This is a genomic window from Aquipseudomonas alcaligenes NBRC 14159 (assembly GCF_000467105.1).
Taxonomy (GTDB): Bacteria; Pseudomonadota; Gammaproteobacteria; order Pseudomonadales; family Pseudomonadaceae; genus Aquipseudomonas; species Aquipseudomonas alcaligenes.
Genome location: NZ_BATI01000017.1, coordinates 25,893 through 38,673, shown reverse-complemented (window position 1 = coordinate 38,673; position 12,781 = coordinate 25,893). Strand labels below are relative to the sequence as shown.

15 protein-coding genes, 1 pseudogene and 1 riboswitch are annotated in these 12,781 nt (G+C 67.9%); of the genes and pseudogenes, 3 read left to right on the top strand and 13 right to left on the bottom strand.

The features are described 5' to 3' along the window. Nucleotides 1-69 precede the first annotated feature (69 nt). Entirely contained in the window at nt 70-1,956 is a 1,887-nt protein-coding gene (locus PA6_RS11095; RefSeq protein WP_021701013.1) for a TonB-dependent receptor domain-containing protein, read from the top strand. Between the two features lie 39 nt (nt 1,957-1,995). On the opposite strand, the gene PA6_RS11090 is transcribed toward PA6_RS11095, so the two are convergent. From PA6_RS11090 to nrdR, 13 genes and pseudogenes are all read right to left on the bottom strand, one after another. Beyond that, nucleotides 1,996-2,793 carry a helical backbone metal receptor gene (locus PA6_RS11090; RefSeq protein WP_021701012.1) on the bottom strand — a complete coding sequence of 266 codons (798 nt, stop codon included), beginning with the start codon at nt 2,791-2,793 and terminating at the stop codon, nt 1,996-1,998. After that, on the bottom strand, nt 2,793-3,212 hold the full coding sequence (locus PA6_RS11085; RefSeq protein WP_021701011.1) for a hypothetical protein: 420 nt from the start codon (nt 3,210-3,212) through the stop codon (nt 2,793-2,795). The genes PA6_RS11090 and PA6_RS11085 overlap by 1 nt, the downstream gene beginning before the upstream one ends. After that, entirely contained in the window at nt 3,212-3,820 is a 609-nt protein-coding gene (gene ribA, locus PA6_RS11080; protein WP_021701010.1) for a GTP cyclohydrolase II, read from the bottom strand. Before ribA ends, PA6_RS11085 begins: the two co-directional genes overlap by 1 nt. 122 nt (nt 3,821-3,942) lie before the next feature. Then, nucleotides 3,943-4,598, bottom strand: a pseudogene (locus PA6_RS11075) (retropepsin-like aspartic protease family protein). Further along, a complete protein-coding gene (locus tag PA6_RS11070) occupies nt 4,585-5,340 on the bottom strand; it encodes a substrate-binding periplasmic protein (RefSeq protein WP_021701007.1) in 756 nt (251 codons plus the stop codon). The pseudogene PA6_RS11075 and the gene PA6_RS11070 overlap by 14 nt, the downstream one beginning before the upstream one ends. Nucleotides 5,341-5,354: 14 nt before the next feature. Further along, nucleotides 5,355-5,840 (bottom strand): phosphatidylglycerophosphatase A family protein, encoded by a 486-nt coding sequence (locus tag PA6_RS11065; protein ID WP_021701006.1) that lies wholly within the window; start codon nt 5,838-5,840, stop codon nt 5,355-5,357. Next, complete coding sequence (gene thiL / locus PA6_RS11060; protein ID WP_021701005.1) at nt 5,833-6,798, bottom strand: thiamine-phosphate kinase; 966 nt, start codon at nt 6,796-6,798, stop codon at nt 5,833-5,835. Before thiL ends, PA6_RS11065 begins: the two co-directional genes overlap by 8 nt. Before the next feature lie 15 nt (nt 6,799-6,813). Beyond that, nucleotides 6,814-7,299 carry a transcription antitermination factor NusB gene (nusB, locus tag PA6_RS11055; protein ID WP_021701004.1) on the bottom strand — a complete coding sequence of 162 codons (486 nt, stop codon included), beginning with the start codon at nt 7,297-7,299 and terminating at the stop codon, nt 6,814-6,816. Then, nucleotides 7,296-7,772 (bottom strand): 6,7-dimethyl-8-ribityllumazine synthase, encoded by a 477-nt coding sequence (gene ribH / locus PA6_RS11050; protein WP_021701003.1) that lies wholly within the window; start codon nt 7,770-7,772, stop codon nt 7,296-7,298. The genes nusB and ribH overlap by 4 nt, the downstream gene beginning before the upstream one ends. 108 nt (nt 7,773-7,880) lie before the next feature. Then, complete coding sequence (gene ribBA, locus PA6_RS11045) at nt 7,881-8,963, bottom strand: bifunctional 3,4-dihydroxy-2-butanone-4-phosphate synthase/GTP cyclohydrolase II (protein WP_021701002.1); 1,083 nt, start codon at nt 8,961-8,963, stop codon at nt 7,881-7,883. Nucleotides 8,964-8,974: 11 nt separating this feature from the next. Further along, nucleotides 8,975-9,637 (bottom strand): riboflavin synthase, encoded by a 663-nt coding sequence (locus PA6_RS11040; protein WP_021701001.1) that lies wholly within the window; start codon nt 9,635-9,637, stop codon nt 8,975-8,977. A 120-nt stretch (nt 9,638-9,757) separates the two neighbouring features. Further along, a riboswitch (FMN riboswitch) is annotated at nt 9,758-9,902 on the bottom strand. A gap of 56 nt (nt 9,903-9,958) precedes the next feature. Then, nucleotides 9,959-11,071 (bottom strand): bifunctional diaminohydroxyphosphoribosylaminopyrimidine deaminase/5-amino-6-(5-phosphoribosylamino)uracil reductase RibD, encoded by a 1,113-nt coding sequence (gene ribD, locus PA6_RS11035; RefSeq protein WP_021701000.1) that lies wholly within the window; start codon nt 11,069-11,071, stop codon nt 9,959-9,961. Continuing rightward, a complete protein-coding gene (nrdR, locus tag PA6_RS11030) occupies nt 11,068-11,532 on the bottom strand; it encodes a transcriptional regulator NrdR (protein WP_021700999.1) in 465 nt (154 codons plus the stop codon). Before nrdR ends, ribD begins: the two co-directional genes overlap by 4 nt. A gap of 132 nt (nt 11,533-11,664) precedes the next feature. Here nrdR and PA6_RS11025 point away from each other — a divergent pair, with 132 nt between their 5' ends. Next, complete coding sequence (locus PA6_RS11025) at nt 11,665-12,120, top strand: YbaY family lipoprotein (protein WP_021700998.1); 456 nt, start codon at nt 11,665-11,667, stop codon at nt 12,118-12,120. Continuing rightward, the gene (locus PA6_RS11020; protein ID WP_021700997.1) at nt 12,117-12,773 is read left to right on the top strand and encodes a class I SAM-dependent methyltransferase; all 657 of its coding nucleotides are present in this window, start codon (nt 12,117-12,119) and stop codon (nt 12,771-12,773) included. The genes PA6_RS11025 and PA6_RS11020 overlap by 4 nt, the downstream gene beginning before the upstream one ends. The last annotated feature ends 8 nt before the right edge of the window (nt 12,774-12,781 follow it).

Here is a 12,781-nt window from a genome sequence, read left to right as displayed (position 1 = left end):
CGCACCGTCAGGTGCAGCCGCGCGCCTGCTTTCTGCCCTCCTCGAAGTCTTTGTCTTTGAGGAACCCCGATGAAACTGTCTCACACCCTGCCTCTCTCGGCCCTGAGCCTGGCCCTGCTGCCTGCCGGTCTCGCGCTGGCCGCCGGCCAGGACGCCGCGCTCAAGCTGCCCGAGACGCTGATCAGCGCCAACCGCGACGTGCAGCAGCGCGATGCCAGCAGCACGGCGAGCACCGTGTTCACCCGCGCCGACATCGAACGTCTGCAGCCTGCCTCGGTCAGCGATCTACTGCGCCGCGTACCCGGCGTGCAGGTAACCGACAACGGCGCCGGCAGCCTGGCCAGCCTGTATATCCGCGGCACCAAGTCGGCCCAGAGCCTGCTGCTGGTGGACGGCATGCGCATCGCCTCGGCCAGCTCCGGCGACAGCAACCTGCAGTTCCTCAATGTCGACCAGATCGAACGCGTCGAAGTGCTGCGCGGCCCGCGTTCGGCGGTGTACGGCGCCGACGCCATTGGCGGCGTGGTGCAGATCTTCACCCGCCGCAGTGCCGGCGAGGGCCTGCAGCCCTTCGTGCGCATGGGCTACGGCAGCAATGCCAGCTGGCGGCGCAGCGCCGGCATCTCCGGCGGCGACGCGCAAACCCGCTTCAGCCTGGCCGGTAGCCTCGACGAAACCGACGGCATTGACCGTACCGGCCCTTCCTACGACTCCGACCAGGACCACGACGCCTACCGCAACAAGGCCTTCAGCCTCAGCCTCAGCCACAGCTTCAGCGACAGCCTGGAAGCCGGCGTCAACGTCCTCGACCAGCGCGGCCGTACCGAGTTCGACAATCCCTTCGGCCGTTTCGACATGACCACCTTCGAGTCGGTCGGCCAGGAGCCCTACAGCGACTTCACCCTCAGCAGCGTGTCCAGCTACCTGGACGCGCAGGTCAACGACCTGTGGAGCAGCCGCCTGGAAGTCGGTCACAGCGAGAACCGCGAGGAAAGCCTGGACAAGCTGAGCGACGAGCGTGGCGTGTTCAACACCTACCGCGACTCGGTGAACTGGCTCAACACCCTGGCCCTGAGCGACAGCCACAGCCTGCTGCTGGGTGGCGAGTGGTACGAGGACCAGCTCAACAGCAACACCGCCTTCGCCGAGCAGCAGCGCTGGAACCAGGCGGCGTTTGTCCAGCATCGCTATGAGAGCGAGCACTTCTCCACCGAGCTGGGCGTGCGCCACGACAAGAACGAGCAGTTCGGCAGCGAGAACACCTGGAGCGGCGCCCTGACCCTGCCGCTGAACGCCGCCAATGACCTGGTGCTGTCGTACAGCGAGGGCTTCCGCGCGCCGACCTTCAACGACCTCTACTACCCGGACTACAGCAACCCGGACCTCAAGCCCGAGCACTCGAAGAGCTACGAGCTGCAGTGGCGCAGCCAGCTGGCCGAGCGCACGCGCCTGGAGGCCTCGCTGTATCGCACCGATATCGAGGACGCGATCGCCAGCGACCAGGACTTCATCCCGCAGAACATCGCCGAAGCCCGTATCCACGGCTTCGAGGCCAACCTGCAGCAGGAGCTGTTCGGCTGGCAGGGCCAGCTCGGCATCGCCTTCGTCGACCCGCGCGACCGCGACAGCGGCCACACCCTCAATCGCCGCGCCCGCCGCACCCTCAGCCTGGACCTGGACCGCGCCTTCGGTGCCTTCGCCGTCGGCGCCACCTGGCAGCTGGCGAGCAGCAGCTACGACGACCCGGACAACCAGCACGAACTGGGCGGCTACGGCCTGCTCGGCCTGCGCGGCAGCTGGCAGGCCACCGGCGAGCTGAAGCTGGAAGCGAAGATCGACAACCTGCTGGACAAGGACTACCAGCGCGCCCTGTACGAGCACGAAGGCGAGCGCTACGGCTACCGCCAGGAAGGCCGCACGGCACTGCTCGGGTTCGTCTGGACGCCCAGGCTGTAAACGCACAAGGCCCCGCGAGGGGCCTTTTTACTTAATGCCTCAACGGGCCCTGGCCAACAGTTCGCAGAGCTGTTCGGTGGCCGCCAGCATCTGGAAGCTGGGCCGCTCCAGGCCCTTGTCCGGTACCGTCCACAGCTGGCCCAGACGCACCGCGGGCAGCTGCGGCCAGGCTCGCCAGCGCTGCAGCTCGGCCTCGCTGCCAGCGACAATCACCTCGGGCGCGCGGCCCAGCACCGCCTCGACATTGACCTGAGGTGCCGGCAACTGCAGATCGGCGAACACGTTGCGCGCGCCACACACCCGCAGCGCGTCGCTGACGATCTGCCGCCCGCCGAGGGTATACAGCGGCTCGTTCCAGACCTGATAGAACACCGCCAGCGGCGGCTCGCGGCGATAGCGCTGACGCAGCTCGGCCAGGCGCGTGATGAAGCGCTCGCGCAGCTCGCGCCCGCGGGCCTCGGTACCGACCAGCCGGCCCACTTCGGCGAACTGTTCGGCCAACGCCTGCAGATCATGAGGCTCGCCGACATACAGCGGGATATCGAAGGCCCGCAGCTGTGCCTGCTGGGCCGCCGGCACACTGCCGGGCCAGAGCAACAGCAGGTCCGGCTTGAGCGCCAGCAGTGTTTCCAGCTCGACCTGGCCATAGCGCCCAACTGAAGGCACACCCGCCAGCGCCGGTGGGCGCGGCCCGCCATCGAGCAGGCCGACCAGGCGCGACTCGGCGCCCAGCTCCAGCATGATTTCCGACATCGAAGGGGCCAGGCTGACCACACGTTCGGCCGCCGTCAGCGCCGGGCTGAGGGCGAGCAGGCAGGCCGCCAGCAGTGCGCGCATCAACCCAGCTGGCGGGGAATGCGATACAGGCAGAGCAGCACCACGCTGCTCAGGGCCAGGAGGATCAGCGCAACGGTATTGAGCCCGCTGAACAGAGCAATGGCGGCGATCCAGGCCGGCAGGCCGGCACCGAGGAAGGCCTTGCGCCGCTGCACCGCCAGCGCCAGCCAGGCCTCGCGCTCATGCTCGCCATCCAGCGCGGCCTGGGTGGCGATCAGCGCGCGCTTGTAGGCGGAGAACAGCGGCAGGCTGACGAACATGGAAGCTACGCCGGCGATGAACAACGGCATTTCCAGCACGCTGCCCAGCGCCTGGCTGCCGCCGAACAGCAGGTTGAGGAAGAACAGCGGCGCCAGGGCAAAGCCGAGCCAGCGCCACCATTCCAGGGCCAGACGGCGACGCACCTCGGCGCGGGTCATCACTCTTCTTCCTGGTGTTTCAGGCCCAGCATGTGGCCGAGCTTGCCGGCCTTGGTCGCCAGGTACTTGCGGTTGTGCGGGTTGAGGCCGATTTCCAGCGGGCGGCGCTCGGCGACGCGTACGCCGAAACCTTCCAGCGCCTTGACCTTGCGCGGGTTGTTGGTCATCAGCAGGACCGAGCGGATGCCCAGGTGGTCGAGCATCGGCTGGCAGATCGAGTAGTCACGCTGGTCGGCGGCGAAGCCCAGGCGCTCGTTGGCCTCGACGGTGTCGGCGCCACCATCCTGCAGCTCGTAGGCGCGGATCTTGTTCAGCAGGCCGATACCCCGGCCTTCCTGGCGCAGGTACAGAAGCACGCCACGGCCCTCGGTGGCGATGGCGCGCAGGGCGGCTTCAAGCTGGGCACCACAGTCGCAGCGCTGGCTGAACAGGGCATCGCCGGTGAGGCACTCGGAGTGCAGACGGCCCAGCACCGGCTGGCCGTCGGCGACGTCGCCCAGGGTCAGGGCTACGTGCTCCTTGCCGCTCTCCTCATCGAGGAAACCGTGCATGGTGAAGACCGCGAAAGGTGTGGGCAGCTGGGAGGCGGCGACGAAGACGACGGACACCGGGAGCTCCTGTGAGGTTCGACAGAAAGGCCGGCATTGTACCAGCCGCGACGCCGCCCGGCGCAGCCTGAATTGTCGGGGATAAGGATCGAAGCGGCCGATGGGTCGGCCATGGGCGATGGCTAGAACTTGGATTCCAACTGCAGTACGCCGTTTTCCTCGCGCCAGCGCACCCGACTGAGGAAGCTCATGCCCAGCAGCACCTCGGTGGGCGAATCCCCCTCGAGCACCGCCGCCTCGACCCCCAGAACCTCGAGGGCCCCGACCTTGACGCTGTCGAGCTTGATCTGCCAGGCCTTGACGTTGCCACCGGCCGTGCTAGCCACCATGGCCCGGCCCTTGACGCGGTAGTCGATGCCGAGCATGCGCGCCTGGCTCTCGTTCATCGCCACCGAAGTGGCCCCGGTGTCGACCAGGAACTGCACCGGATGGCCCTCGATGGAGCCGGCGACCCAGTAGTGATTGCCCGCGCCACGGCTGATGCTGAGCTGAGCTGAGCCTTCTGCGGCTCCGAGCTGCCGGCCTGGTTGTATTCCCGGGTCATGGCGTAACTGCGCTGCACGCCATCGACCTCCAGCACCGCCCCCTTGCTGTCGGCACTGATCACTTTGACGCCACCCGGGCCGACCTGGCCGGCCCGCACCAGCTTGCGCTGACCGTCGACCAGCAACACCGCCGCGTTGGGGAACAACCCCACTACCTGCACCTGGGTCTCGGCCTGCAGCACGGGGCACAGGGCCAGCAGCACGCTGGCAGCGAACAGCTCAAGGCGACGCATCGGGGATCTCCATGTCCTCGTCAAAGGGGTACGGCTGCTGCCAGCGGCGGAAGATCGGGCGCAGTTCGCCATCGCGCAGCAGCTCGGCCATGCGCCGGTCGAAGAGCTCGACCAGGGCGCGGCCGCGGGCAGTATCGGCAAAGCCGGCATAGAGGGGCAAGCGGATCAGCTCGGTTGTGCGAAAGAGCGCAGGGTCGGAGCCCTCATGCAGTAAATCCTCAACTTCGGTGGAGGCATCTAGGTAGAAGTCGGCGTGCCCCAGTTCGAGCATGCGCAGGATGCCGACGCGGCGCTGGATCTCCTGGAAATGCTGTACGCCAGGCAGATAGTGCTGGTAATCGTAGCCACGCATCCAGGCCAGGCGGTAGCGGCCGATGTTCTGCAGGGTGGCCTCCGGCGCGCTGCGCAGGGACAGGGCAACGATGCGATCGGCATCGTAGGGGCTGCGCGGGTAGATGATGCGTTCGCTGATCTCGTTGCGATAAGAACCCAGCCAGGCATCGGCCTCGCCCCGCTGCACCAGGCCAATGGCACGGGTGTAGGGCACCAGCTGGTAGTTCAGCTTCACGCCCGCGGGCTCGAACACCACGCGCATGATCTCCCAGGCCAGGCCGCTGCCATCGGCATTGGTGTGCCCGGCCCAGTGCTCGCTGACCAGGTTCACCTGTGCGGGCAGAGGCTCGTCAGCCTGTACGCCGAAGCCCACCAGACACAACAGCAACCCCAGCAGCCAGGCACGCATCTACAGCCTCCGAGTCAGGCCAGCCCCCACACCAGCAACTGCATGGTCAGCCAGGCGAATACCCCCGCCAGGACGTCATCCAGCATGATGCCGATGCCGCCATGCACATGCCGGTCGATCCAGCGGATCGGCCAGGGCTTGAGAATGTCGAACACCCTGAATACCAGAAAGCCTAGCAGCAACCAGTACCAACCCTCGGGCACCAGCCACAGGGTGATCCACATGCCGACCATTTCGTCCCAGACGATGCCTTCGTGGTCATGCACGCCCATGTCCTCGGCCACCCGGCCACAGAGCCAGAAGCCGAACAGCATGGTGACGCCGAGCATCAGCCAGTAGCCCCAGTCCGGCAGTAGCTGCCACAGCGGGATGAACGGCAAGGCCACCAGCGAGCCCCAGGTGCCGGGCGCCTTGGGCATCAGCCCGGAGCCGAAGCCGAAGGCGAGGAAATGCCAGGGATTGCGCCATACCTGCGGCGCGACTTTCACGACTTCAGTCACCACGACTCCCGAAATGTTGGTAGCCCGCGCTAGGCGGGTCGAGACGGCGACCCGCGCCGTCCAGCAGTTGTAAGCCCTGCCCTGCCACGGCCCGGCCGATCACCACGGCCTCGGGCCATTGCGCCTGCAGTGCCGGCAGGTATTGCGCCGACAGGGTAAAGGCCAGGCGGTAATCGTCGCCGCCGCTCAAGGCGCAATCCAGTGCGCGCTCGCCCGCCAGGGTGCGCAGAGCAGCGGACAGCGGCAGGCTGTCGCGCTCAATCTGCAGCGCCACGGCGGAGGCCTTGGCGATATGCCCGCAATCGGCCAGCAGGCCGTCGGAAATATCCAGCGCCGCCGAGGCCCGGCCACGCAGCCACTGCCCCAGAGCAAGCTGCGGCTGCGGTGCCCAGTAGCGCTGCAGCAGATAGTCGGCCTCGGCGCCTGCAGCCACCTGCTGCCCGAGCACCAGCGGCAGCGCTGCGGCCGCATCGCCGAGGCTGCCACCGACGCAAAGCAGGTCGCCCGGACGGGCACCCGCACGGGTCAGGGCCTGGCCGGCCGGCAACTGGCCGAATACGCTGAGGGTCAGACTCAAAGGACCGCGAGTGGTATCGCCACCGACCAGGGCAATGGCGCATTGCGCCGCCATCTGCGACAGACCACGGGCGAAGCCTTCCAGCCAGGGCGGATCGGCTTCGGGCAGGGTCAGCGCCAAGGTGAAGCCCAGCGGCTCGGCGCCCATGGCGGCCAGGTCACTGACGCTCACCGCCAGGGCACGCTGGCCGAGCAGAAACGGATCGCAGGGTTGAGGGAAATGCACGCCGGCCACCAGGGTATCGGTGGACACGGCCAGTTGCTGGCCGACGGCCGGCTGCAGCAGGGCACAGTCGTCACCAATGCCGAGGACGACGCCTTCGGCCGCCTGCGCACAGGGCGCGGCGGCGAAGTAGCGGCGGATCAGCTCGAACTCACCCACGACGGGTTTGCCGGCTCAGCGCTTGGCGGCCTTGACCTCGGCCGCGCGCAGTACCGGGGCCAGCTTGTCCAGCACGCCGTTGACGAACTTGTGCCCGTCGGTGGCGCCGAACACCTTGGCCAGCTCGATGCCCTCGTTGATCACCACCTTGTAGGGCACATCGACGCGGCTGGTCAGCTCCCAGGCGGACAGGCGCAGGATCGCCAGCTCGACCGGGTCCAGCTCTTCCAGCGGAATGCTCAGGAAAGGCGCGAAGGACGCGTCCAGCTCGGTCTTCTGCCGGGCTACGCCGGTGAGGATGTCGTGGAAGTAGGCGCCGTCGACGCCGCTGAAGTCGTTATCGACGCGGAATTGCGCTTCGATCTCGTTCAGCGACTGACCGGCCATGTGCCACTGATACAGCGCCTGCATGGCCAGGCTGCGGGCCACGCGACGCTGCGCGATCTTGCCCTTGGCCTTGGGCTGCGGAGCGTCCTGGCTGTCGTCGTGATTCAGGCTCACTTGGCCTCCAGCTGCGCCAGCAGACTCACCATTTCCAGAGCGGACAGGGCGGCTTCGGCGCCTTTGTTGCCGGCCTTGGTGCCGGAGCGCTCGATGGCCTGCTCGATGGAGTCGACGGTCAGTACGCCGAAGGCGACCGGTACGCCGTATTCCATGGACACCTGAGCCAGGCCCTTGGTGCACTCGCCGGCGACGTATTCGAAGTGCGGGGTGCCACCACGGATCACCGCGCCGAGGGCGATGATGGCGGCGAACTCGCCGCGCTGAGCGACTTTCTGGGTGACCAGCGGAATCTCGAAGGCACCCGGCGCGCGGATGATGGTGATGTCGCTTTCCTTCACGCCGTGGCGGACCAGGGCGTCGACGGCGCCGCTGACCAGGCTCTCGACGACGAAGCTGTTGAAGCGGCCAACCACCAGGGCGTATTTGCCTTGCGGGGCGATGAAGGTACCTTCGATGGTCTTCAGGGTCATGGGCGAGTCTCAGTCTGTATAAAGAGCCGGGGCGCCGATGGGCGTCCCGTGGATATCAATGTAGAACGAAAAGCCAGGCCGGGCGCAGGCTGCACTCGGCCGGAGTCATCATTCAGCGGGCAGGTATTCTACAACTTCCAGGTCAAAGCCGGATATGGCGTTGAACTTCATCGGCGCGCTCATCAGGCGCATCTTGCGCACGCCCAGGTCGCGCAGGATCTGCGAACCGGCACCGACGGTGCTGTAGGTCGCCGGGCTCGGCGCCGGCTGCTTGCCGCCCAGGTGAGCCAGCAGCTCGGGACCGGTGAGCGGATTACCCAGCAGCAGCACCACGCCGCTGCCGGCCTTGGCCACCTCGGCCATCGCCGCGCGCAGGCTCCAGCGCCCCGGCTGCTTGACCAGGAACAGGTCACGCAGCGGCTCCATGTTGTGCACGCGCACCAGGGTCGGCTCCTCGGCGCACACCTTGCCCAGAGTCAGGGCCATGTGTGCGGTGTTCTCCACGCCGTCACGGTAGGTGACCAGGGTGAACTGGCCCAACTCGGTATCCAGCGGCTGCTCGCTGACGCGCTCGACGGTGCGCTCGTGGATCAGCCGGTAGTGGATCAGGTCAGCAATGGTGCCGATCTTGAGGTTGTGCTCGGCGGCGAACACCTCCAGCTCCGGGCGGCGGGCCATGGTGCCGTCGTCGTTCATGATCTCGCAGATCACCCCGCTCGGCTCGAAGCCGGCCATGCGCGCCAGGTCGCAGGCCGCCTCGGTGTGCCCGGCACGGGCCAGCACGCCGCCGGGCTGGGCCATCAGCGGGAAGATGTGGCCGGGGCTGACGATATCGTCGGCCACCGCGCTCTTCGCCACGGCGGCCTGCACGGTACGCGCGCGGTCGGCGGCGGAGATGCCGGTGGTCACGCCCTCGGCCGCCTCGATGGAGACAGTGAACTTGGTGCCGAAGCCGGAGCCGTTGCGCGGCGCCATCAGCGGCAGCCGGAGCAGCTCGCAGCGCTCGCGGGTCATCGGCATGCAGATCAGGCCACGGGCGAAGCGGGCCATGAAGTTGATGTGCTCGGCGGTCACGCATTCCGAGGCGATGATGATGTCGCCCTCGTTCTCGCGGTCCTCGTCATCCATGAGGATGACCATCTTGCCAGCGCGGATGTCTTCGATCAGTTCTTCTGCGGTATTCAGGGCCATGGCGGCGCGTCTCACTTGTTCAGGTAGCCGTGTTCGGCCAGGAAAGCTTCGCTGATGCCGGAAGCGCTGGGCTCGGCGGCCTTGTCGCCCAGCAGCAGGCGCTCCAGGTAGCGCGCCAGCAGGTCCACTTCGAGGTTGACCCGACGCCCCGGCCGGTAGTCGGCCATGATGGTCTCGACCAGGGTGTGCGGCACGATGGTCAGCTCGAACTCGGCGCCGTTGACGGCGTTAACCGTCAGGCTGGTGCCGTCGACGGTGATCGAGCCCTTCAGCGCGATGTACTTGGCCAGCTCACGCGGTGCGCGCACGCTGAACTGGATGGCGCGGGCGTTATCCTCGCGCTTGATGATCTCGCCGACGCCGTCGACATGGCCGCTGACCAGGTGGCCGCCGAGGCGGGTGGTCGGGGTCAGGGCTTTCTCCAGGTTGACGCGGCTGCCGGCCTTGAGGTCGACGAAGGCGGTGCGGGTCAGGGTCTCGCGGCTGACGTCGGCCCAGAAGCCGTCGCCGGGCAGCTCGACCGCAGTCAGGCACACGCCGTTGACCGCGATGCTGTCACCCAGCTTGACGTCGCCGAGGTCCAGCTTGCCGGTCTCGACGTAGACGCGCACGTCGCCGCCCTTGGGGGTGATCGCGCGGATGGTACCGATGGATTCGATTATGCCGGTGAACATGCGTCCTCCCGGTAAGTGGTGCAATGCAGCATGGACGAACTCCTGTTTTGGTCAAAAACAGGGCAATGCCGATCGATAGGGATTTTCGCGGGCGCAGACGGACGGCGCCCCGGAAGGGAATCCCGCTCTCTCTTTATCCGGACTATACCGTCGGCCCCGGAATCGCACCGGGTCTGCTGTCCCTTTCGCTGGAAAGGCGCTCGCGGGCTAGACGCAGCGCGTCATTACCGCCGGTGGGGAATTTCGCCCCGCCCTGAGAACGTTGCGGCCACTCACGTGGCCGCGCGCCTTTTTATCACAAAGTCGCGGCTGCCGGCCACGTCAGCGCTTGGGTACGGCGGTAATGCGCCAGTCATTGCCCACGGCGCGGATGTCGCGGATCTCCAGTTCCTGCGCCTCGGCCATGCGCGCCAGCGGCCAGTCCAGCAGAGGGCGGGCGCTGGAGCCGAGGAACTTGGGCGCGACGAACAGCTGGTACTCGTCGACCAGATGGGCCCGGGCGAAGGCGCCGGCCAGCCTGGGTCCGGCCTCCACCAGCACCTCGTTGGCGCCACGCGCGGCCAGCTCCAGCAGCAGCTTGCGCAGGTCGACATGGCCGTTGCTGCCGGGCACCGCCAGCAGCTCGTGACCGTCTTCGAGGAAGCGATCACGCGCGGCCGCCGCCGCGCAGGTGGCCACCAGCGCCGGCCCGGCCTGGAAGAACGGAGCGGCCAGCGGCACACGCAGGCGCCCGTCGACCAGTACGCGCAGCGGTGGGCGGTCGAGGGCCAGGGCGGTCAGCTCGGCATTCAGGCCCAGCTCCTCGGCACGCACGGTCAGGCGCGCCTGATCGGTGAGCACGGTATCGGCGCCGGTGATGATCACGCTGGCGCGGGCGCGCAGGCACTGCACGGCGGCACGCGCCTCGGGCCCGGTGATCCACTGGCTCTCGCCGTTGGCCATCGCGGTACGGCCGTCCAGGCTCATGGCCAGCTTGACCCGCACGTAGGGCAGACCCTGTTCCATGCGCTTGATGAAACCGGCATTCAAGGTCCTGGCCTCGGCCTCCAGCACGCCGCTGTGCACGGCGATGCCGGCGTGCATCAGGCGCAGCAGGCCCTTGCCGGACACCTCGGGATTGGGGTCCTGCATGGCTGCCACCACCCGCGCCACGCCGGCCGCCACCAGCGCATCGGCGCAGGGCGGGGTACGGCCGTGATGACTGCAGGGTTCCAGGGTCACGTAGGCGGTGGCGCCGCGCGCCTTGTCGCCGGCCTGGCGCAGCGCGTGCACCTCGGCATGCGGCTCGCCGGCCTTGGCGTGCCAGCCTCCACCGACGATCCTGCCGTCCTGCACGATGACGCAACCGACGCGCGGATTGGGATGGGTGGAATACAGCCCCTTGCGCGCCAGCTCCAGCGCGCGGGCCATGAACTGCTGGTCGGCGGCGCTCATTCTTTCGAAGGCTCACGGGCCAGGCGCTCGATCTCCTCGCGGAACTCGTTGAGGTCCTGGAAGCGCCGGTACACCGAGGCGAAGCGGATATAGGCGACCTCGTCGAGCTTCTGCAGCTCGGTCATCACCAGCTCGCCAAGCACCCGCGACTTGATCTCGCGTTCGCCGGTGGCGCGCAGGCGATGCTTGATGTGGGCGATGGCCTCTTCCAGGCGCTCGACGCTCACCGGGCGCTTCTCCAGCGCGCGTTGCATGCCGGCGCGCAGCTTGTCCTCGTCGAACGGCTGGCGGCTGCCGTCGGACTTGATCAGGCGCGGCATCACCAGTTCGGCGGTCTCGAAGGTGGTGAAGCGCTCGCCACAGGCCACGCATTCGCGGCGGCGGCGTACCTGTTCGCCCTCGGCGACCAGGCGGGAGTCGATGACCTTGGTGTCGTTGGCGGAGCAGAACGGACAGTGCATGAAGGAAAAGGCCCTACGAAACGGTGGCCCATGGTAGCGCATGGTCCCGGCAAGACAAGCCGCAGGCTTTGCGGTATACAGGCGCGCGTTTTTTGCGCTATTCCAGAATCATCTGCCGCATCGGATGCCGCCATGCCCCGCCGCCCCCTTCTCGCCTGCCTGTTCCTGCTGCTGGCTGCCTGCGCCGGCGAAGCGCCCAAGCCCGTGACACCGCCCGCTCCGGCCAAGCCCGAGGTGGCGATCACCTCGGCCGCGCCCATCGAGCAGCCGCTGCCCGCCCATCTGCGCGAGCTGCGTGGCAGCCTGCTGACCCCGCCGGCCGGCAGCGACGTGGAGCTGGCCCTGCTGGTGGTGGACGAGCGTGATCGCCCGCAGCGCCTGCTGGCCAGCCAGGCACTGGCGGGCACCGGCAACGCCCTGCCCTTTCGCCTGCGCTTCGATCCGCAACAGTTTCCCGGTGGCGCGCGGATCGAGCTGCGCGCACGCATCAGCCAGTCCGGCCGCCTGATCCTGCGCCTGCCGCCGCAGCGGGTGCTGCAGGCCGACAGCCGCGACTTCGGCGCCCTGCCGCTGGTGAGCGCACCATGAACGCCCCCGCCGAACTGCAGAACGCCCTGCAACAGCTGCTCGGCGACGCCCGCCTGAGCGCCGAGACCCTGCCAGGCACCGACATCCGCCTGTGGCTGGTCGACCCGAGCAACATGGACCGCAGCTTCAGCCCGGAAGAAACCCGGCGCATCCTCGAAGAGCCGCCCTACTGGAGCTTCTGCTGGGCCAGCGGCCTGGTCCTGGCGCGCTGGCTGGCGGAACGCCCCGAGTGGGTACGCGGCAAGCGTGTGCTGGACTTCGGCGCCGGCTCCGGCGTGGCGGCCATCGCCGCGGCCAAGGCCGGCGCGACCGAGGTGGTGGCCTGCGACCTCGACCCGCTGGCCATCGAGTCCTGCCGCGCCAATGCCGCGCTGAATGGCGTCGAGCTGAGCTACTCGCTGGACTTCTTCGCCGAGGAAGATCGCTTCGACCTGATCATCGTCGCCGACGTGCTCTACGACCGCGCCAACCTGCCGCTGCTGGATGCCTTCCTCAGCCGTGGCCAGGAGGCGCTGGTGGCCGACTCGCGGGTCAAGGACTTCCAGCACCCGCGCTACACCCGCCTCGGCCTGCTGGAGGCCTGCACCTGGCCGGACCTGGCCGAGCCGGCGGAATTCCGTAATGTCAGCCTCTATCACGCCAAGCGCGGCTAACACTCCCC

Bases quoted from the DNA above. Each gene is read 5' to 3' on its own strand.
- PA6_RS11095 (WP_021701013.1), top strand. From the start codon at position 70: ATGAAACTGTCTCACACCCTGCCTCTCTCGGCCCTGAGCCTGGCCCTG.
- PA6_RS11090 (WP_021701012.1), bottom strand. From the start codon at position 2,793: ATGCGCGCACTGCTGGCGGCCTGCCTGCTCGCCCTCAGCCCGGCGCTG.
- PA6_RS11085 (WP_021701011.1), bottom strand. From the start codon at position 3,212: ATGACCCGCGCCGAGGTGCGTCGCCGTCTGGCCCTGGAATGGTGGCGC.
- PA6_RS11070 (WP_021701007.1), bottom strand. From the start codon at position 5,340: ATGCGTGCCTGGCTGCTGGGGTTGCTGTTGTGTCTGGTGGGCTTCGGC.
- ribH (WP_021701003.1), bottom strand. From the start codon at position 7,772: ATGACCCTGAAGACCATCGAAGGTACCTTCATCGCCCCGCAAGGCAAA.
- ribBA (WP_021701002.1), bottom strand. From the start codon at position 8,963: ATGGCCCTGAATACCGCAGAAGAACTGATCGAAGACATCCGCGCTGGC.
- PA6_RS11040 (WP_021701001.1), bottom strand. From the start codon at position 9,637: ATGTTCACCGGCATAATCGAATCCATCGGTACCATCCGCGCGATCACC.
- ribD (WP_021701000.1), bottom strand. From the start codon at position 11,071: ATGAGCGCCGCCGACCAGCAGTTCATGGCCCGCGCGCTGGAGCTGGCG.
- nrdR (WP_021700999.1), bottom strand. From the start codon at position 11,532: ATGCACTGTCCGTTCTGCTCCGCCAACGACACCAAGGTCATCGACTCC.
- PA6_RS11025 (WP_021700998.1), top strand. From the start codon at position 11,665: ATGCCCCGCCGCCCCCTTCTCGCCTGCCTGTTCCTGCTGCTGGCTGCC.
- PA6_RS11020 (WP_021700997.1), top strand. From the start codon at position 12,117: ATGAACGCCCCCGCCGAACTGCAGAACGCCCTGCAACAGCTGCTCGGC.